Genomic DNA, 21,740 nt, shown 5'->3' on the forward strand with positions numbered 1-21,740 from the left:
ACGTGCCGGGGTAGACAAAAACCTACCTGGGACCGGCTGCCTGCGACCCCTGACCACCGGGAGCGCGCAGACAATAGTGAAGGGCATGAACAGTTCTCGCCGTCAGTTCCTCGCCCGCACCGCCGCCGGAGCCGCTGTCCTCGCTGGTGGGACCTTCACCACTACCACCGCGTCCGCCGCCCTGGCCAAGCCGTCGAAGATCACCGCGCTCACCAATGTCACCGTCATCGACGTCGCCACCGGTCGCCGCGACCGCCGCCAGACCGTCCTGATCAGCGGCGAACGCATCATCGGCGTCGGCCGGATCCCGGTCCCCCGCGGCGCCGTCGAGCTCGACCTCACCGGGAAGTACGTCATCCCCGGCCTCGCCGACATGCACGTCCACAGCCTCGGCGACGAGCACGTCTCGCCGCCGCTGTACCTCGCCAACGGCCTGACCACGGTCCGCGAGATGGCCGGCACGAACCCGACGCTGTACGACTGGCGCGACCGCATCGCCGCCGGCACGCTGCTCGGCCCGCGGATGGTCGTCGCCAGCAACATCATCGACGGCGACCCGACGCTGTGGGACCCGAACCTGATCAAGGTGATCGTGGCCGGCGACGCTGCGGCCGCGCGGGCCGCCGTACGTCAGGTGAAGGCCGAGGGCGCCGATTTCGTCAAGGTCTACTCGCGTCTCAGCCGCGAGGCGTGGCTCGCGGTCATCGACGAGGCCGGCAAGGTCGGGCTGACCGTCCACGGCCACGGCCCGGACGAGGTCACCTCCAAGGAGGTCAGCAACGCGGGCCAGCGCAGCATCGAGCACATCCATTCGCTCGGGCTGGCGGTCTCGACCCGGGAGGCCGAGGTACGGCGGATGCTGCTCGCGATCAAGGTCTCCACCGGCGACTACAACTCCTGGTTCCGGCAGCTGCACCCGATCGAGTGGATCGCCGCCAACACGTACAGCCCGGCCCGCGCCGCCGATGTGTTCGGCACGCTCCGCCGCAACCGGACCCGGGTCACGCCGACGCTGACCATGCACAACGTGCTCGACCAGATCGACTACACCCAGCTCGATCCGAACCTCGCGAAGTACATGAGCGAGGAGTCGATCGGCACCTACGACTACGTCATCCAGAACCTGTACGGCGCCAACCGGTCCGCCGAGGAGATCTCCCACCAGAAGCAGATGTGGGCCTGGCGGCAGCGGTTCGCGCGGGAACTGTTCGCGCACGACGTACCGATCATGGCCGGCACCGACACAGGTACGCCGTACTCCGTGCCGGGCTTCGCGCTGCATGACGAGCTGGAGCACCTCGTGGGTGCCGGGGCGACGCCGCGGCAGGCGTTGTACGCCGCGACCGTCGAGCCGGCCAAGTTCCTCGGGATGTCGGCGGACCTCGGCTCGGTCGAACCGCGGAAGATCGCCGACCTGGTCGTCCTCGATGCCGACCCGCTGACCGACATCCGCAACAGCCGGAAGATCCACACCGTGGTCACCCGCGGCCGGGTCATCTCCCCCGCACACCGCCGGCGGATGCTCGCCGACGTCGAGGCCGCGGTCAAGCAGCCGCCGACCGCGGCAACCATCGCCGCCGGCGGCTGCTGCGGGAGCAAGCCGACTCACTAGCCCCAAGACTCCCGGGCCGGGCCGGCCTGATCCGGCCCGGGAGCCGCTCTCAACTGGCCGCCGTCACGGTGCCGCACGTGGGGAAGGCACCCGCAGGCGGCCGATCCAACCGGAGAGCGCTCGTCGGGGCGGGTCCGGTGCGAGCGTGCCGTCTGGCGCGACATGCTCGAAGATCTGCTCGACGAGGGCGATGACGTGGGGGTCGTCGACGGTATAGAACTGCCGGCGACCCTCACGTCGTGCGCTGATCAGTCCGGCCAGCCGGAGCTTGGCCAGATGCTGGCTCGCCGTCGGCACGCTGACACCCACCCGGGCGGCCAGCGTGCCGACGTCGTACTCACCGCAACTCGCCAACGCGACCAGGTGCAGTCGGACCGGCGCCAGCAACAGGCCGAAAGTCCTGGCCGCGGTGGCGAGCTGTGGCGGCGTCGGCTCGATCACACGCGGACCTTGGCCTGGATCGGCTCCCCGAAGGGATCCCGCGCCGGATACCCGAGCGCCGCGTCGATCAGCTCCTCGAGCCGATCACTCAGCCCGTGTTCGAGCCGGAGCGCTTCCTCGTGCACCTCGTCCAGGGGTACGCCGAGAACCCGGTGCAGGAACGTCTCCAGCAGTTGGTGCCGTCGATTCATGGCCGGCTCCTCAATAGATGTTGGACGGACGGACCATGCCCTCGGCGAGGTCACCGAAGCCGGGCGCCATGATCGCGCCGGGGTTGCCGATGATCTCCTCGACCACGGCGGTCTCGGTGGTCAGGATCAGCGCCGCGATCGAGGCCGCGCTCTCCAACGCCGCCCGGGTGACCTTGAGCGGATCGATCACGGCGTCCTCGACGAGATCGCCGTACTGCCCGGTGAGTGCGTTGAACCCGTGCCCGGCCGGCAAGGACGCGACCCGCGCGACCACCTCGTCGCCGTCGTACCCGGCGTTGATCGCGATCCAGCGCAGTGGCTCGGCCAGCGCGCGACGTACCACCTCACGCCCGATCGCCTCGTCGCCGGTCAGGCCGAGGTCTGAGAAGGCAGCTTGGGCCAGCACGGTCCCGCCGCCGGCGACCACGCCTTCCTCGAGTGCGGCCCGCGTCGCGGCCAGGGAGTCCTCGACGCGCAGCATCCGTTCCTTCAGCTCGACACTCGTCGCGCCGCCGACCCGGATCACCGCGACCTTGCCGGCCAGCCGCGCCATCCGCAGCTGCAGGCTGTCCTGGTCGGCGTCGATCTTGGCCCGCTCGAACTGCTTCTCCAGCTGCGAGATCCGCGCCTCCACCAGCGACGCGTCCCCGTGCCCACCGACGATCGTGGTGGTGTCCTCGGTGATCGTGATCCGGTCGCACGAGCCGAGGTGCTCGCGCGTGACATCGGTCAGGTCGAGCCCGGTGTCCTTGGCGATCACCGAACCGCCGAGCGCGGTTGCGAGGTCCTCCAGCTCGGCGATCCGCCGATGACCGAACCCGGGCGCCCGGACGACGACCGACCGCATCGTGTTGTGCATGTTGCCGCCGACAAGCAGTTGCAAAGCCGGCCCGTCGACCTCCTCGGCGAGCACGACGAGCGGGCGGTCCGCACGCTGCGCCACCTCGAGGGTCGGCATGATCTCCTGCACCTGCGTGATCTTCTTGTTGGTCAGCAGGATCAGCGGGTGGTCGTAGACGGTCTCCATCCGCTCCCGGTCGGTGACCATGTACGCCGAGACGTACCCGTGGTCGAACTCGATGCCGTCGACAACCTCCACCGACATCCCGAGCGTGTCCGACTCCTCGGTGGTGACGACGCCGTTGCGGCCGACCCAGTCGACCGCGTTCGCGATCACCTCGCCGATGATCTCGTCGTCACTGGCCGCGAGCGTCGCGATGTGCTGCAGTTGCTCGCGGCCACGAACCTCGACGGCCCGGCTGCGCAGCGCGTCGACCACCACCGGTACGGTCCGCTCGATGCCACGCCGTACGCGCATCGGGTTGGCACCGGCGTCGACCTCGCGCAGGCCTTCGCGGACCATCGCCTGGGCGAGCACGGTGGCCGTGGTCGTGCCGTCGCCGACGACGCCGTTGGTCTTCATCGCGACTTCCTTGACCAGCTGGGCGCCCATGTTCGCGAAGGGTTCGCGCAGCTGGATCTCGCGGGCGATCGTGACGCCGTCGTTGGTGATCGTCGGCGGGCCGGTCAGCTTCTCCAGCACCGCGTTGCGGCCCTTGGGTCCGAGCGTCACCTTGATCGCGTCGGCCAGCGCGTTCACGCCGGACTCGAGCAACCGCCGGGCGTCGGTGTTGAACCGCAGTTCCTTCGCCATGGTCTGCCTCCTGCTGGATCGCTAGGGAATGAGGATCGCCCGGCCGCGGACGAGACCGCGGTCGAGGTCGTCGAGGGCCTGCTGGAACTCATCCAGCGGATACTTCGTGGTGTGCAGCGCGACCTTGCCCTGCGCGGCGAGCTCCATCAGGTCCTGCAGGTCGTTGTAGGACCCGACCAGGTTGCCGATGAAGTTGATCTCGGTGGAGATCACGTCGATGGTCGGTACGTCGAGGTTCTCGCCGTACCCGACCACGAAGTAGTTGCCGGCCCGGCGGAGCATCTCGGTCCCGTCGGCGGTGGCACCGCCCTCACCGACGAAGTCGATCACGGCTTCCGCGCCGTGCCGGCCGGTCAGCGCCCGGACCTGTTCGACGTGAGTGCCGTCGGCAACGATCCCATGATCGGCGCCGATCTCGACGGCCAGGTCGACCGCGGCCTGGTTGCGGTCGACGACGACCAGGGTGGCGGCCGAGATCGCCTTCATCACCTGGATGCCGATATGGCCGAGCCCGCCGGCGCCGATGATCACGCAGACAGCTCCCGGCCGGAGCGTGCGCGCCGCCTTCGCCGCCGCGTGGTACGCCGTCAGCCCGGCGTCGGCCAGGGCGGCGACGTCCGACGGCTCCAGGGAGTCGTCGATCTTGACAACGCTGCGTGCCGTCGTACGCAGCGACTCGGCGTACCCGCCGTCGGTGTCGATCCCCGGGAACGCCGACGCCTCGCAGTGCACGTCGTCGCCGGACCGGCAGGCCCGGCAGAGTCCGCAGGTGATCAACGGGTGCAGGATCACCTTGTCGCCGACGGCAACGTTCGTGACCGCGTCGCCGATCGCGTGCACCCAGCCGGCGTTCTCGTGGCCGATCGTGTACGGCAGCAGTACGCCGCTCTTCTCGGCCCACTGGCCTTCCAGGATGTGCAGGTCGGTCCGGCAGACGCCGGCGCCGCCGATCCGGACGACAACGTCGAGCGGCCCGGTGATCTTCGGCTCGGGAACGTCAGCCAGTTGAAGCTTGGTGTGATAGCCGACGACCTGTACGGCCTTCATCGGGTCCTCCTCGTGTTGGTGATCCGGGTTGTCAGCGGCTCGTCGTCGTACCGGGTCTTGAGCAGACCGCGGCAGAAATGCGCGTTGCCCTCGACCGAGATCCGGACCGACTTCGCGAACCGCAGTCGCATCGGTGCCGCGTCCGGCGGCACGGGTACGCCGTCGTCGTCGACCAGCACCAGGTCCTCCGGTCGGATCCCGAGCCCGATGTCGGTCCGCCGGCGAAGCAGGGCGTCCTTCTGCGGACCTCCGGGGAGGTGCCAGAGCGTGAGCCCCGGCATCTCCTCGATGGTCTTGCCGGTGGACCGGAGCAGCGCCATCACGCACCGCTCCATCGCCGCCGTGTGCGCCTTGCGCTGGAACGTACGGCGGAGTTCGTCGAGGTCCTGATCGGCCTCGTTGCCGAACGTGCCGACGTACCCCGCGTTCGCGGCCAGGCCGGCGTTGATCTTGTCCGAGTCGTGGTGATCGTCGAGCAGCACGCTCACCGCACCCACGCCCGGCACCCGACGCAGGGCGTCAACTGCGTCGGATGCCATCAGGTAGGCGAAGTTGGGCGCACAGAACGAGGTCGGCAGCCGCAGGTGCACGGTCACGCCGGCGTCGTCGATCCGGATCGACCGGACGAATCCGAGGTCGGTGATCGGCTGGTCCAGCTCAGGGTCGATGACGGTCGCCAGCGCCGCCACGACCTCGGCCTCCAACTCCAGCGATGCGGCGACCGCGCTCATGACGCCACAGCCTCTTCCCGAGACCCGGTCCCGGCCGGCAGCCGAAGCTCCTCCGGTACATCGAGGTCGTACAACGCCGCCGCGTTCAGCCCGAGGATCTTCTTCTTCTGCGCGGTCGTCAGCGGCGCGTACTCCGGCAGGTCGGACGGGATCTCGAAGTCGACGAACTTCTCCACCAGCCACTTCGGCGTCCAGAGCGCGTAGTCCGAGGAGAACAGGATCCGGTCCTCGCCGATCCAGTACAGCAACTCCCCGATGATCTGCGCGAAGTACTTCGGCCGGCTGTGGATGAACGGCATCGCGACCGCGAGACCGCCGTACACGTTGGGCTCCTGGGTGGCGATCCAGCAGAAGTCCTCGAGTCGCGGCAGGCCGACGTGCTCGACGATGAAGTTCAGCTCGGTGTAGTCGGTCGCCACCTGGTCGATGTCGGCGACGTCGAAGGCGTCCCGGTCCAGGGGCCGGATGGTGGGGCCCTTGTGGACATGGATGTTCTTGATGCCGAGCTTCAGGCACTCCTCGAGATAGCGCCGCGACCACTTGCTGTCGAGCTTCCAGCCGCGGGAGTCGCCGTTCCACTCGGCGGTGTAGAGCTTGACGCCCTTCAGCCCCATCCGGTCGGCGTCCTTACGGAGTTGCTCGAGCCCGGCCTCCTCGTGGCGCGGATCCCACGCGTGGTTGTAGGTCAGCTTGTCCGGATGCGCCCGGGTCAGCGCGAGGGCGTCCTCGGTCTGACCGAACCCGCGCTTGTAGAAGTCGCCGAGGATCGCGGGCTGGAAGATCGCGTGGTCGACGTACCCGTCCTCGAACAGGTCCTTCAGCAGCCGCTGCTCGCCGTAGTACGTGTAGGTGTCGTAGTCCCACACGACCTCTTCGGGGCTGAGGTTCTTGTGGTAGTCGTAGAAGCAGTCGATGAACTGCTTGCCGTGGATGTTGCGCTGGTTCTCCGGACGCGCGTCCCACAGGGCGATGTGCGCGTCGCAGATGTAGTACTGCTCACCGTTCTTCTCGTACATGCGACCTCACTTCGTGGTGAGGTCGAAGCCGATGTACTCGGCGGCGTCCTCAGGGCTGGCGAACAGGATGGTCTTGTCGTCCAGGTGCACCATCCGGCCGTAGTGCGTCGACGAGATCTCCTCGAACACCGATCCGTCGAACTCCATCCCGAGCGCGTCGGACAGCTCCGCGTAGTCGAAGTCGAGCAGCCCGGTCCCGTCGACGCGGATCATCGACGGGTACTCCGTCAGCTCGACCCCGTCCTTCGCGCCCATCACCTGCGCGACGACGCGACCGATCGGGGTGTTCATCAGGGTCACGCCGGTCTTGTTGGAGAACTCGGCGTCAGATCCGAACTGCATGCTCATCGGTCCAGCTCCTTCGGAATGTCGAGCCCGAGGTCCTCGAGCAGGGAACGGAACTTCTGCTTGGCCGCGTCCAGGCTGTCCGCGAACGTGACCGACTTCTCGGCCGGCTGCGACCAGATCGGCTGCAGCGCCTGCGCGGCGTCGAGGCAGCGCGGCACCCAGGTCGCGAGCCACTCGCCGAACAGCACCTTGTTGCTCTCGCCGTACTCCGAGTCCCGCGTCAGCAGCCGGAACAGGTTGCGGCTGTACGACAGGTCGCGGTCGTAGTCGTGCTCGCCGGTGCCGACGATCGTCGGTGTGATGTAGTCGCCGTTGCGGGCCGCGATCTGCATCACCAGCTCGGTCCGGAACAGCGATCCGACCAGCTGCTCGAACACGATGTTGGTGGCGAACAGCAGCTCGCACCAGTCCCCCACCGCCGTCAGCCGCTCGACCACCTCACGCGTCGGCTGCCACTCCGGCGCGCTCTGCCAGACCTCCTTGTGAGCAGAGCCGTCGAACGGCACATCGGCCTCCGACAGATCCAGGTTGAACAGTGCCAGGTCCTGAGCGAACCGCATCTTGTGCGCGGCGTTCACGGCGACCGCGGTGTTGATCATGTTGGTAGGGCCGGACCGCTGGATGCTGGTGAAGACGTGCAGCGCGAGCCCGTTCTCGGCGTGCATCCAGGCGCCGAGGTTGCGTTCGACGAACTTCAGCCAGGCCGGGTTCCAGGCGTCGTACGCCCTGGCCCGCTTGGCGTTCTGCAGGCCGAGGTCGACCTGGCGGACGACCGCGGAGTTGTTCCGGTAGATCGTCTGGTTCCACTCCTCGTTCGGGTCGAGGAACGCGTGCCAGTTCGACGACCTCGCCGCGGTCCACTCCTTCGGGTAGCCGCCGGGACCGTTGCCGAAGCCGTAGATCCAGCCCTGGCTCAGGTGCCGGTCGGGATCCGGCTGTACGTCGACCGTCACGTCCTCGTACATCGTCGCCCGCAGCTTGGCCGGCTTGTAGTAGTTGTACGACCGGCTCTGCGAGCTCGGGAACTCCAGCGCGCCGGCCTCGGAGTCGGTGAACTCTATGCTCGGGAAACTGCGCTGTTTCGCCTCTGTGGTCTGGGTCATCTCAGGCTCCATCGGTAGCTGGGCTGGTGAACTTGTCGTAGAAGACCTGGTCCTTCGGCACGTTGCTTGCCTCCAGCAACGTCAAGGCGGCGTCGACCATCGGCGGCGGGCCGCACAGGTAGACCTCGCTGCGGTGCAGCTCCGCCTCGCGCCGTTCGACGATCTCGGTGACGTTGCCTTCTTCCACCTGGAGCCCGTCCGAGTCCTGAGCCGATTCGGACAGGCAAGCGATGAACTCGAAACCGGTGAGGTCCGCACCGAGCTCCGCGATCGCATCCAGGTAGAAGAGGTCGGCCGCCGTACGCGCGCCGTAGTAGAAGCGGACCGGACGCGTGCTGCCGGTCTCCTTCAGGTGCCGCAGGATCGACAGGATCGGCGCCATCCCGGCGCCGCCCGCGACGCAGACGACCGGCAGCACATGGCCGTCCTTCAGCGTCGACGAGCCGTACGGCCCGGTCAGCGACAACTGGTCGCCGACCGCGAGCTCGCCCTCGAGGAGGGCGGAGAACCGGCCGCCCGGGTACTTCTTGATCAGGAACTCGATCTCGTCCGGCGTCGACTGCGTCGTTGCCATCGAGAACGAGCGGTGGTCGTCGGTGCCGGGGATCGTGATGTCGACGTACTGCCCCGGCCTGAACTCGAACGGCGTCGCGGTCCTGAGCCGGAGCGACACGATGTCCCGGGTGACCGGCTCGATCGCCCGCACCTCGGCGTCGACGGTCTGGATCGGGATACCGCCGAGCAGTTCCTCCTCGTCGTAGTTGAGCAGCTCGATCGTGCAGTCGCTGAACGCGTGCGCCTTGCAGAGCAGCACGTAGCCCTCGGCAACTTCCGCGTCGTTGCAGGCGAACGTCGAGTAGCGCTCCATCTGGATGTCGCCCTCGAGCAGGTACGACTTGCACGCCGAGCACTGCCCTTCCCGGCAGCCGTGCATCAGATGGATCCCCTGCCGGAACGCGGCGTCGAGGATCTTCTCCTCCTCGCCGACCTCCATCTCGATGCCCACCGGTTCGAACTGGATACGGTGCTTGTCGGCCACCGGGACCTCCTCAGGCGACCGAACTGGCGGTGCCGTTGGCGCGGTACGCCGCGACGTGGGCCTCGCGTTCGGCGTCGGACATCTCGTTGAGCAGCACGTTCGGGCTCATGAACGTGTTGCCGCGGACGTCGTCCAGGGTCCACATCTTCTTCGGGTCGTCCAGGTCCAGGTGCGGCTGCCCGATCAGGGTCTTGCCGTCGTCACGGACGTACCCGAGGTCCTGGACGATGTCGGCCAGATCCTTGTTGTGGTGCAGGGTCTCCCACTCGCGGAACCCGGTCAGACGGCCCATGTTCGGGGTCGGCCGGCCGTCGTACTCGCCGCGGAACGCGACCGCGTCGGTCCAGTAGCAGGTCTCCGAGCAGTACGTGCGCCACTGGTCGTCGACCTTCTCGGTGACCATGTCCTCGCGGATCAGGCACGGCACCATGCAGGTCCAGCAGCGGTGCGGGTACTGGTAGCCGACGTCCTCGAACGCGATCGGCTTGTTCTTACCGGGGTACGCGAGCCGGTTGTAGTTCTCCCACCACTTGCCGTACTTCGAGTACCAGCCTGGGTACTTCTCCTCGAACCACTCGAAGTCCTTGTCGGTCATCGCGTCGATCCGCCAGTAGTTCACCGGCCAGCCGGTGGCGAAGAACCGCGCGACCTCGTGCACGTAGCCCTTGTTGGTGATCCGGTTCCACGCTTCCTCGACCAGGTCGTGCGGAATCGTGAGGCCGTACTTCTCCAGCGGCAACAGGTAGCTGCGGTAGTAGTCGTCGTAGATCCACCGCCGCCACATCTCCGCATAGCTCTCCCGGTCCTTGCGCCGGTCCTTCGTGCCGTACTCGATGAACGTGCCGATGGCCGCGTCCACGACACAGTGGTTGTTCCACCACGCGTACCGCAGGTCGCGCTCCAGCAGCGGCCGGTTGCGCTCGTCGGCCAGTGCCATCAGCAGGATCGAGTACCCGTTGCTGATGTGCCGGGACTCGTCGGACTGGACCGAGTGGAACACGGTCGGCAACAGGTAGTCGCCGTTGGCCGCGGCCTCGTCCGGCATCGCCACGAACAGCGTGTTGGTGAACGCGGTCTCCGCGACGACGGTGAGGTAGATGTTCGCGGCGGTGATCGCGTCACCGGTGATGAACCCCTCGCCGAACTGCCGGCCGATGGTGCCCGCGTAGTTGTTCGCGAACGCCTTCTCGGTCATGTCGAAACCGGCCGGGTCGATGTAGTTGTTCATGTACAGGCGCTTGAGGTTCATCTGGATCGTCGAGTGCCTGACCTCGTCGATCATCTGTACCGCGAGCCCGTTGTGGATCTCCGGGTTCGGTACGGCGTCGATCGCCATCGGCATCGCCCGGGCCGCCGAGATCTCCGGGAACGGGATGATGCTGAGGAACAGCTTCTGCCACTCCAGCCAGCGCTGCTGCACCTGGCGGAACATGTTGCCGCGGATCGCGCCGTCCATGGCGCCGTACACGCGGTTGTCCTTCTCCTCCTCCATCGGGAAGTAGGACCGCATGATCTGCTTCAGCGGATCCTTCTTCGGCGCCTTCTCGAAGGTGTAGTCGGTGCCGAACCGGGTCGCCGGGGTCGCGAACGTCGGTTCCCAGGACAGCTCGGTGATCTTGGCGTGGGCCTTGGTGAGACTCTGCCTGCTCAATGTGGGCCTCCATCATCGGGGTTGATAGGAGATGAAAGCCGCCTGGTGGACGTGTCTGTGTCTCAATGTGAGATGGCGGTCACAGCGGGGCGAGCTACCGTAGGTCGAAGTTCCGCTGGTGACGGACGTGAAGGAGACCGCTATGGGCGCTGCACAGCCGGTCCGAGATCCGATCCGGGTGTCATGGGAGCGCTCACAGGCGTCGCAGGTCGACGTCGACCGCCCCGCCCCGAGGTACTTCGACCGGATCGACCGCGAGACCACCCTGATGCGGGCGGCCCGCCCGGTCATCGACGCCCTGTCGTCCGAGCTCCACAACGAGCCGGTCTGCATCATCCTGACCGATGCCAAGGGCGTCGTCCTCGACCGTCGCGGCGGCGATCCGTCGCTGCTCCGCCGACTGGACTCCGTCGACCTCGCCCCCGGATTCCAGTACGCCGAGTCCGCGGTCGGCACCAACGGGATCGGTACGGCCCTCGAAGTGGGCGGGCCGATCCAGATCGACGGAGCCGAGCATTACAACGGGAAGCTGCGGATGTTCTCGTGCGCCGGCGCGACCATCACCCATCCCGTCACGGGCGGGCTGCTCGGCGTCCTCGACATCACGACGCAGGCGAAGAACTCGAACACGATCCTGTTGTCGTTCGCGAAACTCGCCGCACGGCGGATCCATGAGCGCGTCGTCGAGGAAGCGAACGCACTGGACCACGCACTGCTGAGCGACTATTACGCGGCCTGCCGGCACAGTGGCGGTCCGGTACTCGCGCTCGGCGACGAGGTGTTCATGATGAACGCCTACGCGCAGGCACGCTTCGACGCCATCGACCAGGCGGCACTGATCGACCGCACCCGTGACGCGCGCGGCGGGACCAAACCGCTTGTATTCATTACCGATCTACCCAGCGGGACGACTGCACGGTTGGCGTATCGGCCTACGTTCGTCGGCGACACCTTGGCCGGCGGCGTCATCCAGATCAAGGAACAACGCGCGCCGGTCCGCAGTCCCCAGGTCGCTCGTGCACCTTTGATTCCAGGCACGACCGGGACGAGCGCGGTCTGGCAGCACGTCACCCAGGAGCTGCTGGAGGCGTGCGGCCGATCCGAGTGGCTGATCGCCGACGGCGAAGCGGGCACGGGCAAGCTGTCCATGCTGCGTGCGGTACGGCGACATGTCGCGCCCGAGCGTCGGCTCGTCGTACTCGATCCCGAGGCGATGGGCGAGGACCTGCTGACCGAGGCGCGCGCCGAGCTGGATTCCGGCGCCGACCTGATCATCCGGCGGGCGCACCTGCTGACCGGCGAGGTCCTCGACGGTCTCACCGAGTTGCTGCAGAACGTCCGCGACGGCGCGATCGCCGGGGACGCGTGGGTCGCGCTCACGTTGCCGGCCGACCGGTCCGAGATCGCCGACGAGCTGCTGGCGTTCTTCCCGCGCACCATCGAGGTGCCGCCGCTGCGGCATCACGTCGAGGACGTTCCGGCGCTGGTCCGGTCGCTGCTGGCGAAGGCCGGCATCAGCGGCCTCACCTTCTCCACCGCCACGATGAACCAGCTGATGCGGTTGCCGTGGGCAGGAAACATCACACACCTGCGCGCTGTCCTCACCGCGGTAGCGAGGCGGCGACGGTCCGGGGTGGTCGAGCTCGCTGACCTGCCGCCCGAGTGCCGGGCCACGACACGGCGGCAGCTGACCCCGATCGAGGCGCTCGAGCGGGACGCGATCGTCGACGCGCTGTCGACGTACGACGGGGACAAGAAGGCCGCCGCCGCCGCGTTGGGAATGTCACGCGCGACGATCTACCGGAAGATCCGCGAGTACGGAATCGTCACCTGAGCGGGCGGGTCGCTCACAAACGAACAATCGCCCGCTTTGCGTGATCGCACGGCTACGGTCAGCGCCGGTTTATTGCAGATCGTTACCAAGGGGGTACCACCCGGGCCTGCGACCGCACCCCTGGCTCCAGTAGGTTCTGGCCATGAGCGATTCCGGCACTCTGACGAAAACCGGGCTGGTGTCTCTGTCCGGTGTCAACAAACACTTCGGCGAACTGCACGTTCTGAAGGACATCAACCTGTCCATCGCCAAGGGCGAGGTCGTCGTCGTGATCGGCCCGTCCGGGTCCGGAAAATCAACGCTCTGCCGCGCGATCAACCGGCTGGAACCGATCGATGCGGGCGAGATCCTGCTGGACGGGCAACCGCTGCCCAGCGAGGGCAAGGCCCTGGCCCGGCTGCGCGCCGACGTCGGCATGGTGTTCCAGTCGTTCAACCTGTTCGCGCACAAGACGATCCTGCAGAACGTCACCCTCGGCCCGACCAAGGTCCGCGGCAAGTCCAGGGGCGAGGCCGAGGAGGATGCCCGCGCCCTGCTGGACCGGGTCGGCGTCGCCGCCCAGGCGGAGAAGTACCCGGCCCAACTGTCCGGCGGTCAGCAGCAGCGCGTCGCGATCGCCCGCGCGCTCGCGATGGATCCCAAGGTGATGCTGTTCGACGAGCCCACGTCGGCGCTGGACCCGGAGATGATCAAAGAGGTCCTCGACGTCATGGTCGACCTCGCCGGCCAGAGCATGACGATGATCGTCGTCACCCACGAGATGGGCTTCGCCCGGCGCGCGGCGAACCGCGTCGTCTTCATGGCCGACGGGCAGATCGTCGAAGAGGCCGAGCCGGAGAAGTTCTTCACCGATCCGCAGACGAAGCGGGCGCAGGACTTCCTCTCGAAGATCCTGACGCACTGAACCGTCTGCGGGGCGTCCCCAGCGTAGTACCGAACCAACGGAGGAAATGACAATGCGACAGCGACTGATCGCTGCCCTCGGCATCGTGGGCCTGGCCGCGACCGGACTGACCGCCTGCGGCGACGACTCAGGCTCAGGCTCAGCTTCCGGCGGCAGCGGCGAGAAGGTGACCATCGGCATCAAGTACGACCAGCCGGGTATCGGGCTCAAGGAGGGCGCGAACTACACCGGTATGGACGTCGACGTGGCCAAGTACGTCGCCAAGGAACTCGGCTACGGCGACATCACCTTCAAGGAAGCCCCGTCCGCCCAGCGCGAGACCCTGCTGGCCAACGGCCAGGTCAAGATGATCTTCGCGAGCTACTCGATCACCGACGCCCGCAAGGAGAAGGTGGCCTTCGCCGGTCCGTACCTGACCGCCGGGCAGGACCTGCTGGTCAAGGCCGACAACACCGACATCACCGGACCGGACTCGCTGAACGGCAAGAAGCTGTGTTCGGTGACCGGCTCCACGTCGGCGCAGAAGGTCAAGGACAAGTTCGCCGACACCGTCCAGCTGCAGAACTACGACACGTACTCCAAGTGCGTCGAGGCACTGGGCACCGGCTCGATCGACGCGCTCACCACGGACAACACGATCCTGGCCGGCTACGCGTCGCAGGAAGCCAACAAGGGCAAGTTCAAGGTGGTCGGCAAGACCTTCTCGACCGAGCGCTACGGCGTCGGCCTGAAGAAGGGCGACACCGAGACCTGCACCAAGGTCAACGACGCGCTGAAGAAGATGGTCGACTCCGGCGAGTGGCAGAAGGCCTTCGACAAGAACCTCGGGGCGTCCGGGCTGAAGCTCGACCCGGCGACGAACCCGCCGAAGACCTTCGACGCCTGCGCCTGATCCGACGCGCTGCCGGGGAGGAGCCGTTCGCGGTTCCTCCCCGGCAGTCTGCGGCGGCTCGGTCTCCACCTCGTTCCCAGCAGGAGAAATATGGACGTGATATCGGAGTTCTTCTCCGAGTACGACGGTCTGCAAGCGTTCCGGACGACCATCTACCTGACACTGCTGTCGGCGCTGCTGGCACTGGTGATCGGCACCGTGGTCGCGGTCATGCGGGTGTCCCCGATCCGGGTACTGCAGATCCTCGGCACCGCGTACGTGAACATCATCCGGAACACGCCGCTGACCCTGGTGATCGTGTTCTGCAACCTCGGGCTGTTCGTGCAGCTCGGTCTCGCGCTGGCGAACAAGGACTCGCACACCTTCATCAACGACAACAACTTCCGGCTCGCCGTACTCGGCCTGTCGGTGTACCACGCGTCGTTCGTCGCCGAGGCGATCCGCAGCGGTGTGAACACGGTCCCGCTCGGTCAGGCCGAGGCGGCGCGCGCGATCGGCCTCCCGTTCCTGAAGACCCTGCGGTACGTCGTCCTGCCGCAGGCGTTCCGCGGCGCGATCGCGCCACTGGGCAACGTGCTGATCGCGCTGACCAAGAACTCGACCGTCGCCTCCGTGATCGGCGTGACCGAGGCGTCCGCCGTGATGAAGGTGATGATGGAGAACCGGCCTGACGTCATCTTCGTCGTGTTCGGGATCTTCGCGCTCGGCTTCGTGATCCTGACGCTGCCGGTCGGCGTGCTGTTCACGTCGATGTCGAAGCGGCTGGCGGTGAAACGATGAGCGGCACCGTACTGTTCGACGCGCCGGGACCGCGCGCCAAGCGGCTGTACTTCGGCGTCGGCGTCGTCGCCGTCGTGGCGATCCTGCTCGCGCTGTGGTTCGTGCTGGACAAGCTCAACGAGAAGGGCCAGCTGGCGGCGGCCAAGTGGAAGCCGTTCCTGACCGCCGAGATCTGGACCCAGTACATCCTGCCGGGCCTGGGCGGAACACTGCTGGCCGCCGCGATCTCGGTGGTGTTCGCGATGGCCGTCGGCGTCCTCCTCGGTGTCGGGCGGCTCTCGACCCAGTCATGGGTGCGGTGGCCGTGCGGTGTGATAGTCGAGTTCTTCCGCGCGGTGCCGGTGCTGCTGATGATGCTGTTCACGTATGCCCTGTACGCCAAGTACGAGCTCTTCCCGCCGGAGCGTTATGCGCTGGCGGCGGTCGTCACCGGGCTCACGCTCTACAACGGCTCCGTGGTGGCCGAGCTGGTCCGGTCCGGGGTGCACTCGCTGCCGAAGGGGCAGAGCGAGGCCGCGATGGCGATCGGTCTCACCAGCGGCAAGTCGATGCGCCTCGTCCTGTTGCCGCAGGCAATCACCGCGATGCTGCCGGCGATCGTCGGCCAGCTGGTCGTGATCCTGAAGGACACCGCGCTGGGCTACATCATCACCTACGAGGAACTCCTCCGTAAGGCGGAGCAGATCGGCAACTACAAGTCGAACCTGGTGCCCTCGTTCATCGTGATCGCGGTCATCTTCATCGTGATCAACTACCTGCTGACCGTCGTCGCACAGCGCGTCGAGTCGCTCATGCGCCGCCGCGGCCGCTCCGCCGGCGGCCCCCTGACCGCCGACCCGGTCGACCAGACCGCCGGCCTCACCGCGGTCGCAGACACACCGGACCCCAACAACTGAAGCAACTTCATCGAAACCGACCAGCTGACGAGCGGTCCCTCCGTTGTGGAGGGACCGCTCGTTGCTCAGCGCAAGGTGTTGAAGGAGTCGCGGATGATCTCGAGGGCTTCTGCGGCTTCTTCCTCGGTCAGCGTCATCGGGGGCGCCATCCGGAGGACGTTGCCGTAGAGGCCGCCCTTGCCGACCAGGAGGCCGCGGTTCTTGGTCTCCTGCTGGAGTTTGGCGGTGCTGGCGGCGTCGGGGCTGTTGTCGTCCGGCTTGACGAGCTCGGCGGCGAGCATCAGGCCCTTGCCGCGGACGTCGCCGATCTCCGGGAACTCGTCGGAGATCCCGCGCAGGCCGTCGACCAGCTGTGCGCCGCGCTTGGCCGCGTTCGCCTGGAGGTCCTTGTCGAGCAGGTAGTCGATCGTTGCCTTCGCCGCGCTGGTCGAGATCGGGTTGCCGCCGAACGTGGACAGCGAGTTCGCCTTGACGCTGTCCATCAGGTCGGCCTTGGCGACGACCCCGCCGATCGCGAACCCGTTGCCGAGTCCCTTCGCGAACGTCATGGCGTCCGGTACGACGTCGTGCGACTGGATGCCCCAGAAGTGGTCACCGGTCCGGCCCCAGCCTGTCTGCACCTCGTCGGAGATGAACAGGATCCCGTACTCGTCGAGGACCTCCTTGAAGGCGGCGTACAGCCCGTCGGGGGGCGACGAGAACCCGCCGACGCCCTGGATCGGTTCGGCGATCAGGCAGGCGACGTCGCCGGAGGTCGTGGTCTCGATAACGTTGCGCAGGTCGTCGACGCAGACCTTGATGTAGTCGGCGTCCGACAGGTCGCGGAACGGGCTGCGGTACCGGTAGGCGCCCTGGACGTACTGCACGTTCACCGGCGACAGGCTGCTCGCGGACCAGCCGCGGTTACCGGTGATCGCGACCGTGCCGAACGCGCGGCCGTGGTACGAGTTGCGCATCGCCAGGACCTGGTTGGAGCGGCGGTTCTGGGTGGCGAGCAGGAGGGCCGTCTCGTTCGCCTCGGTGCCGGAGTTCGCGAAGAACACCTTCGCGTCCGGGATCCCGGAGAGCTCGGCGATCTGCTCGGCCAGCTCGATCTGCTTCCGGATCAGATACACCGTCGAGGTGTGCGCGACCCCGGTGCCGAGCTGCTCACGCACCGCGTCCGAGATCTCCGCGATGTCGTACCCGATCGCGTTGGTCAGGATGCCGGCGAAGAAGTCGAGGTACGTGTTGCCCTCACCGTCCGTCACCCGCCGCCCGGATCCGGAGACGATCTCGATCGGCTCCTCGTAGTACAACGCGAGCCAAGCCGGCATGACGGCCTTGTGACGCTCCCAGAGCTCCGCATGTGTCATGTCCAACCTTTACCTCACCTGATAGTGCACGTCTATCGCGGTTAGGGTGCTCTCCGTGACAATGCCGAGCATCCCGCATGTGGATATCGAGTCCCTGGAGCACTTCGACCGGCTGCTGGCCGCGGGGGCTACCGCGATGGCGGGCTGGCGGGTGCAGTCGGTGGATCTGACCCGCCGTACGGCGGAGATCGTCGGGCTGAAGCCGATGGGGTCGCTGTTCCTCGGGTGCGTGCTGGAGGAGAAGGCGGACGCGTGGGTCCGCGACGGCGGCGGGCTGGTGTTCCCCGCGATCCCGGAGCTGCCGTTCGACGCGTACCGCGGGCGGCTGTACGACGCCGACGAGCTGTACGCCGGTCTCGAGCACGGGTACGACGCCACGCCGGACGCGCGCATCTACGCCTGGTCCCGCCAGCAGGACGAGAAAGGCGACACCAGCCGCACCCTGGCCGCGGCGCTCCACGACCACGCCATCGCGGATGCCCTCACGGAGCTCCCCGCCGACAAGCCCTGGGTCGGCGTGATGGGCGGCCACGGTGTACTGCGGGGCAGCGGCGACTACCGCTCCGCCGTACTGCTCGGCCGCACCCTCGCCCGCGCGGGCCGGATGGTCGTCACCGGAGGCGGTCCGGGAGCGATGGAAGCCGCTAACCTCGGCGCGTCGCTGACCGCGTACGACGATGCCGCTGTCGACGCGGCTCTGGACCAGCTGGCCGCCGTACCGTCGTTCCGGCCGTCGATCGGCGCGTGGGCGTCCACGGGCCTCGCCGTGCGCTCGCAGTACCCCGGTGACGGCGGAGTGTCGATTCCTACCTGGTTCTACGGGCACGAGCCGCCGAACGTGTTCGCCGGCGCGATCGCGAAGTACTTCTCGAATGCCCAGCGCGAGGACGTCCTGCTCGGCCGGGCGCGCGGCGGCATCATCTACCTGACCGGTGCGGCCGGCACCGTCCAGGAGGTCTTCCAGGCAGCCACCCCGAACTACTACGGCGACGCAGCCACCCAGATCCCGCTCATCCTCGTCGGCACCGACTACTGGACCAATCAGCTCCCGGTCTGGCCCCTACTCCAGTCCCTAGCCACCGGCCGCCACATGCGCCTCCACCTGGTCGACACCATCGACGAGGCCGCCGGTCTGGTCAGCTGACGCGCTGCGGCTTGAACTGCATCTGCGGGCTGGCGTACGCGTCCTGCGACTCGACCAGCTGCAGCTCGCGCTCTCCCGACTCGTGGGTGCGTGTGAGCAGGTCGAAGACGCTCGACGTCGTACGCGCGAGCGCCTCGGCCAGATCGCCCGTACGGCGGTAGTGCGCCGTGAAGAGCGCGGCCGTCACGTCGCCGGACCCGTTCGCCTTCATCGGGATGTACGGCGTCTGCACGAGCCACGCGCCGCTGTCGTCGACGGCCAGCATCTCGATCGTGCCGTCCTCGCGGTCGGGACGCTCGACGCTGGTGACGAGCACCGTACGCGGTCCGGTCGCGCGCACCAGCTCGACCGAGGCCAGCGTGGACTCCAGCGTGTCCGGCTCGGTGTTGGTGAGGAAGCCCAGCTCGAACTGGTTGGGCGTGATGATGTCGGCCGCCGGAACCACCCGGTCGCGCAGCAGCACCGGGATCGCGGGGGCGACGAAGCACCCGGACTTCGCGTTCCCCATCACCGGGTCGCAGGAGTACACGGCGTTGGGATTGGCCGCCTTGACCCGCTCCACCGCCTCGAGGATCACGTCCGCGATCCCTTCGCCGCCCTGGTAGCCCGAGAGCACCACGTCGATCTGCGGCAGTACGCCGCGATCCTCGATCCCGAGCAGAACCTCGCGTACGTCGTCCGGGCTGATCATCGGCCCACGCCACGCGCCGTACCCGGTGTGGTTGGAGAAGTTCACCGTGTAGACGGGCAGCACCTCGACACCGATCCGCTGCAACGGGAACACGGCGGCCGAGTTGCCCACGTGCCCGTAGGCAACCGCCGACTGAATCGAAAGGATCTTCACCGACCGATCATCCCCTCGGCTACTTGCTGGCCGCGGCGAGCTGGCCGCAGGCGCCGTCGATTTCCTGGCCGCGGGTGTCGCGGACGGTGGTGGGGATGCCGGCGGCCTCGAGGCGGCGGACGAACTCGCGTTCGTCGGCCGGGTCGGAGGCGGTCCACTTCGAGCCCGGTGTCGGGTTCAGCGGGATCAGGTTGACGTGCACCCAGCCCCAGTCGCCGCGCGCGTTGAGCTTCTCCGCGAGCAGGTCGGCCCGCCAAGCGTGGTCGTTGATGTCGCGGATCATCGCGTACTCGATCGAGACGCGCCGCTTGGTCTGCCGCGCGTACCCCCAGGCCGCGTCGAGCACCTCGTCGACCTTCCAGCGGTTGTTGATCGGCACCAGCTCGTCACGCAGCTCGTCGTCCGGCGCGTGCAGCGACAGCGCGAGCGTGACCGGGATGCCCTCGGTCGCGAGCTGGTTGATCCGCGGCACCAGGCCGACCGTCGATACCGTCACGCCACGGGCCGAGATCCCCAGACCCTCCGGCGACGGATCGGTGAACCGGCGTACGGCGCCCATCACGGCCTTGTAGTTGGCCATCGGCTCGCCCATGCCCATGAACACGATGTTGCTGACCCGCCCGGGGCCGCCCGCGATCTCGCCGCGCGCCAGCGCCCGCGCACCGTCGACGACCTGCTCGACGATCTCCGCGGTCGACATGTTCCGCGTCAGGCCTCCCTGACCGGTCGCGCAGAACGGGCACGCCATCCCGCAACCGGCCTGCGAGGACACGCACATCGTCGCGCGGCCCGGATACCGCATCAGGACCGACTCGACCAGCGAGCCGTCGAGCAGCTTCCACAGCGTCTTCCGGGTCTCCCCGTTGTCGCATTCGAGGTCGCGGACGCGGGTCAGCAGCGGCGGCATCAGGTCGGCGACCAGCTTGTCGCGGGTCGCGGCCGGCAGGTCGGTCATCTCGGCCGGGTCGGACACCAGCCGGGAGAAGTAGTGGTTGGACAGCTGCTTGGCCCGGAACGCGGGCTCGCCCAGCGCGGCAACCGCAGTACGCCGCTCCTCCCCCGTGAGGTCGGCCAGGTGCCGCGGCGGCTTCTTGGCGCGGCGCGGCTCATCGAACACAAGGGGAAGGGAGGTAGTCATAACCGACCTATTGTCGCAAGCCCGGACTACCGTTCACAAATTCACATCCCATGACCCGCGTCACCCGCGGGCTTGCGGTCGGAGTGGCCGAGCTTGCGGTCCGGCGCGATCCGGTCCCGCACCATCTGCTTGAGCAGCGGAATCTCGGCGAACCCGCCCTCGGCCTTCCTCGACCACAGCAGCTCCCCGTCGAGGCTGATGTCGAACACCCCGCCGGTCCCCGGGACCAACGCGACCTCGCCCAGCTCCTGCGGGAAGGTGGTCAGCAACTCCTGGGCGGTCCACGCCGCCCGCATCAACCACCGGCACTGCGTGCAGTACTCGATCTCCAACCGCGGCTCTCTCGTCACGGCGACCAAGGTATCGCCGTGACGAGAGCCGGCCTCAGGCCGAGTAGCCCTTCGGCGGGATGAGCGTGGCGAGCTGGTTGAAGGTCAGCCAGTACGTCGCGGTCGGCGCGAACCCGGCCGGGTCCGCGATCAGGACGGTCTGGTCGCTGTCGTCGTACCCGATCACCGTGAAGTAGTGGTAGATCGTGTAGTTCGGGTAGCCCGGCGGGTGGTTGTTGGCCGGGGCAACGATGTTGGCGACGATCGGGTAGTTGTTGTTGATGTCGAGGACGACGTCCCGCCAGAGCAGGTCACGCTGCGCCTGGGTGGGCGGGTCGTTGGGCATCTCCTTCGTCTCGTACCAGCCGGTGCCGAGGTGGTTGTTGAGCACCCGGGTGACCTGGCCGATCCAGTCGGTGCCGTTGGTCGTGGTCGGCAGCTCGTTGGCCAGCTGCTGCTGGCTCGGCGGCGAGATCCGGGCCGAGAGGGCGATCCGGGTCGCGGCCGGGCCGCACCAGTAGCCGGTCTGCTGGTACTGGAAGTCGATGTTCAGCGTCCGGACGGTCTGCGTCGAGAAGCCGAGCTTCGGCACCGGTTTGACCGCGGCTGCATGGGCTGCATCGACGGGGGCGGTGGGCTGCGCGGTCGCCGGGGACAGCGGGAGGGCGGCGGCTGCGATGAGGGCGAGACCGCAGAGCGCGGCCTTGAACTTCGTCGTGGGGGTCATGTCAGCTCCTCACTGGACGACCGGGGCGGATCGTCCTGTGTTTGATACTGACACACAACTTGGT

General features: G+C 67.6%; 22 protein-coding genes. 7 read left to right on the forward strand and 15 right to left on the reverse strand.

Annotated elements, in window-relative coordinates; translation table 11 throughout:
• The first annotated feature begins 85 nt into the window (after nt 1-85).
• A complete protein-coding gene (locus ACFWUU_RS34485) occupies nt 86-1,612 on the forward strand; it encodes an amidohydrolase family protein (RefSeq protein ID WP_380182090.1) in 1,527 nt (508 codons plus the stop codon).
• A 63-nt stretch (nt 1,613-1,675) separates the two neighbouring features.
• On the opposite strand, the gene ACFWUU_RS34490 is transcribed toward ACFWUU_RS34485, so the two are convergent.
• From ACFWUU_RS34490 to ACFWUU_RS34535, 10 genes are read right to left on the reverse strand one after another with little or no spacing between them, the layout of a single operon-like run.
• A complete protein-coding gene (locus tag ACFWUU_RS34490) occupies nt 1,676-2,053 on the reverse strand; it encodes an ArsR/SmtB family transcription factor (protein WP_380182092.1) in 378 nt (125 codons plus the stop codon).
• Nucleotides 2,050-2,244 (reverse strand): iron dependent repressor, metal binding and dimerization domain protein, encoded by a 195-nt coding sequence (locus ACFWUU_RS34495; protein ID WP_380182094.1) that lies wholly within the window; start codon nt 2,242-2,244, stop codon nt 2,050-2,052. The genes ACFWUU_RS34490 and ACFWUU_RS34495 overlap by 4 nt, the downstream gene beginning before the upstream one ends.
• 10 nt (nt 2,245-2,254) lie before the next feature.
• Entirely contained in the window at nt 2,255-3,898 is a 1,644-nt protein-coding gene (gene groL, locus ACFWUU_RS34500) for a chaperonin GroEL (RefSeq protein ID WP_380182096.1), read from the reverse strand.
• A 21-nt stretch (nt 3,899-3,919) separates the two neighbouring features.
• Nucleotides 3,920-4,945 carry an NAD(P)-dependent alcohol dehydrogenase gene (locus ACFWUU_RS34505; RefSeq protein WP_380182098.1) on the reverse strand — a complete coding sequence of 342 codons (1,026 nt, stop codon included), beginning with the start codon at nt 4,943-4,945 and terminating at the stop codon, nt 3,920-3,922.
• The gene (locus ACFWUU_RS34510; RefSeq protein WP_380182100.1) at nt 4,942-5,676 is read right to left on the reverse strand and encodes an iron-sulfur cluster assembly protein; all 735 of its coding nucleotides are present in this window, start codon (nt 5,674-5,676) and stop codon (nt 4,942-4,944) included. The genes ACFWUU_RS34505 and ACFWUU_RS34510 overlap by 4 nt, the downstream gene beginning before the upstream one ends.
• On the reverse strand, nt 5,673-6,692 hold the full coding sequence (locus ACFWUU_RS34515) for an amidohydrolase family protein (protein WP_137259173.1): 1,020 nt from the start codon (nt 6,690-6,692) through the stop codon (nt 5,673-5,675). Before ACFWUU_RS34515 ends, ACFWUU_RS34510 begins: the two co-directional genes overlap by 4 nt.
• A gap of 6 nt (nt 6,693-6,698) precedes the next feature.
• On the reverse strand, nt 6,699-7,040 hold the full coding sequence (gene mimD / locus ACFWUU_RS34520) for a propane 2-monooxygenase effector subunit MimD (protein WP_137259174.1): 342 nt from the start codon (nt 7,038-7,040) through the stop codon (nt 6,699-6,701).
• Complete coding sequence (locus tag ACFWUU_RS34525; RefSeq protein WP_380182102.1) at nt 7,037-8,143, reverse strand: aromatic/alkene monooxygenase hydroxylase subunit beta; 1,107 nt, start codon at nt 8,141-8,143, stop codon at nt 7,037-7,039. Before ACFWUU_RS34525 ends, mimD begins: the two co-directional genes overlap by 4 nt.
• Nucleotide 8,144: 1 nt before the next feature.
• Nucleotides 8,145-9,182 carry an FAD-binding oxidoreductase gene (locus tag ACFWUU_RS34530; protein ID WP_380182104.1) on the reverse strand — a complete coding sequence of 346 codons (1,038 nt, stop codon included), beginning with the start codon at nt 9,180-9,182 and terminating at the stop codon, nt 8,145-8,147.
• 10 nt (nt 9,183-9,192) lie between these two features.
• Complete coding sequence (locus ACFWUU_RS34535; RefSeq protein WP_137259177.1) at nt 9,193-10,833, reverse strand: methane monooxygenase; 1,641 nt, start codon at nt 10,831-10,833, stop codon at nt 9,193-9,195.
• A gap of 142 nt (nt 10,834-10,975) precedes the next feature.
• On the opposite strand from ACFWUU_RS34535, the gene ACFWUU_RS34540 reads away from it, so the two are divergent.
• The 5 genes from ACFWUU_RS34540 to ACFWUU_RS34560 all read left to right on the forward strand — a co-directional run bounded on the left by ACFWUU_RS34540 (nt 10,976) and on the right by ACFWUU_RS34560 (nt 16,139).
• Nucleotides 10,976-12,667 carry a sigma-54-dependent Fis family transcriptional regulator gene (locus ACFWUU_RS34540; RefSeq protein WP_380182106.1) on the forward strand — a complete coding sequence of 564 codons (1,692 nt, stop codon included), beginning with the start codon at nt 10,976-10,978 and terminating at the stop codon, nt 12,665-12,667.
• Nucleotides 12,668-12,809: 142 nt separating this feature from the next.
• Nucleotides 12,810-13,571: an amino acid ABC transporter ATP-binding protein gene (locus ACFWUU_RS34545; protein WP_137259179.1), complete on the forward strand. Its 762-nt coding sequence runs from the start codon at nt 12,810-12,812 to the stop codon at nt 13,569-13,571.
• A 52-nt stretch (nt 13,572-13,623) separates the two neighbouring features.
• Nucleotides 13,624-14,463, forward strand: coding sequence for a glutamate ABC transporter substrate-binding protein (locus tag ACFWUU_RS34550; RefSeq protein ID WP_137259180.1), 840 nt, complete (start codon nt 13,624-13,626; stop codon nt 14,461-14,463).
• A gap of 90 nt (nt 14,464-14,553) precedes the next feature.
• Nucleotides 14,554-15,243, forward strand: coding sequence for an amino acid ABC transporter permease (locus tag ACFWUU_RS34555; protein ID WP_137259181.1), 690 nt, complete (start codon nt 14,554-14,556; stop codon nt 15,241-15,243).
• On the forward strand, nt 15,240-16,139 hold the full coding sequence (locus tag ACFWUU_RS34560; RefSeq protein WP_380182108.1) for an amino acid ABC transporter permease: 900 nt from the start codon (nt 15,240-15,242) through the stop codon (nt 16,137-16,139). Before ACFWUU_RS34555 ends, ACFWUU_RS34560 begins: the two co-directional genes overlap by 4 nt.
• A 65-nt stretch (nt 16,140-16,204) precedes the next feature.
• Here ACFWUU_RS34560 and ACFWUU_RS34565 read toward each other — a convergent pair whose 3' ends face one another.
• Entirely contained in the window at nt 16,205-17,494 is a 1,290-nt protein-coding gene (locus ACFWUU_RS34565) for an aspartate aminotransferase family protein (RefSeq protein WP_380182110.1), read from the reverse strand.
• 61 nt (nt 17,495-17,555) lie between these two features.
• On the opposite strand from ACFWUU_RS34565, the gene ACFWUU_RS34570 reads away from it, so the two are divergent.
• Nucleotides 17,556-18,638 carry an LOG family protein gene (locus tag ACFWUU_RS34570; RefSeq protein WP_380182886.1) on the forward strand — a complete coding sequence of 361 codons (1,083 nt, stop codon included), beginning with the start codon at nt 17,556-17,558 and terminating at the stop codon, nt 18,636-18,638.
• Here ACFWUU_RS34570 and pdxY read toward each other — a convergent pair.
• The 4 genes from pdxY to ACFWUU_RS34590 are packed head-to-tail and all read right to left on the reverse strand — an operon-like array spanning nt 18,631 to nt 21,676.
• Nucleotides 18,631-19,482: a pyridoxal kinase PdxY gene (gene pdxY, locus ACFWUU_RS34575; protein ID WP_380182112.1), complete on the reverse strand. Its 852-nt coding sequence runs from the start codon at nt 19,480-19,482 to the stop codon at nt 18,631-18,633. The genes ACFWUU_RS34570 and pdxY overlap by 8 nt on opposite strands.
• Before the next feature lie 19 nt (nt 19,483-19,501).
• Nucleotides 19,502-20,620 (reverse strand): 23S rRNA (adenine(2503)-C(2))-methyltransferase RlmN, encoded by a 1,119-nt coding sequence (rlmN, locus tag ACFWUU_RS34580; RefSeq protein WP_134111626.1) that lies wholly within the window; start codon nt 20,618-20,620, stop codon nt 19,502-19,504.
• 41 nt (nt 20,621-20,661) lie between these two features.
• Nucleotides 20,662-20,970 (reverse strand): SelT/SelW/SelH family protein, encoded by a 309-nt coding sequence (locus tag ACFWUU_RS34585; RefSeq protein WP_202878035.1) that lies wholly within the window; start codon nt 20,968-20,970, stop codon nt 20,662-20,664.
• Between the two features lie 34 nt (nt 20,971-21,004).
• Nucleotides 21,005-21,676 (reverse strand): C39 family peptidase, encoded by a 672-nt coding sequence (locus ACFWUU_RS34590; RefSeq protein WP_380182114.1) that lies wholly within the window; start codon nt 21,674-21,676, stop codon nt 21,005-21,007.
• Nucleotides 21,677-21,740 lie beyond the last annotated feature (64 nt).

Source organism: Kribbella sp. NPDC058693 (genome assembly GCF_042715335.1).
Classification (GTDB): domain Bacteria; phylum Actinomycetota; class Actinomycetes; order Propionibacteriales; family Kribbellaceae; genus Kribbella; species Kribbella jiaozuonensis.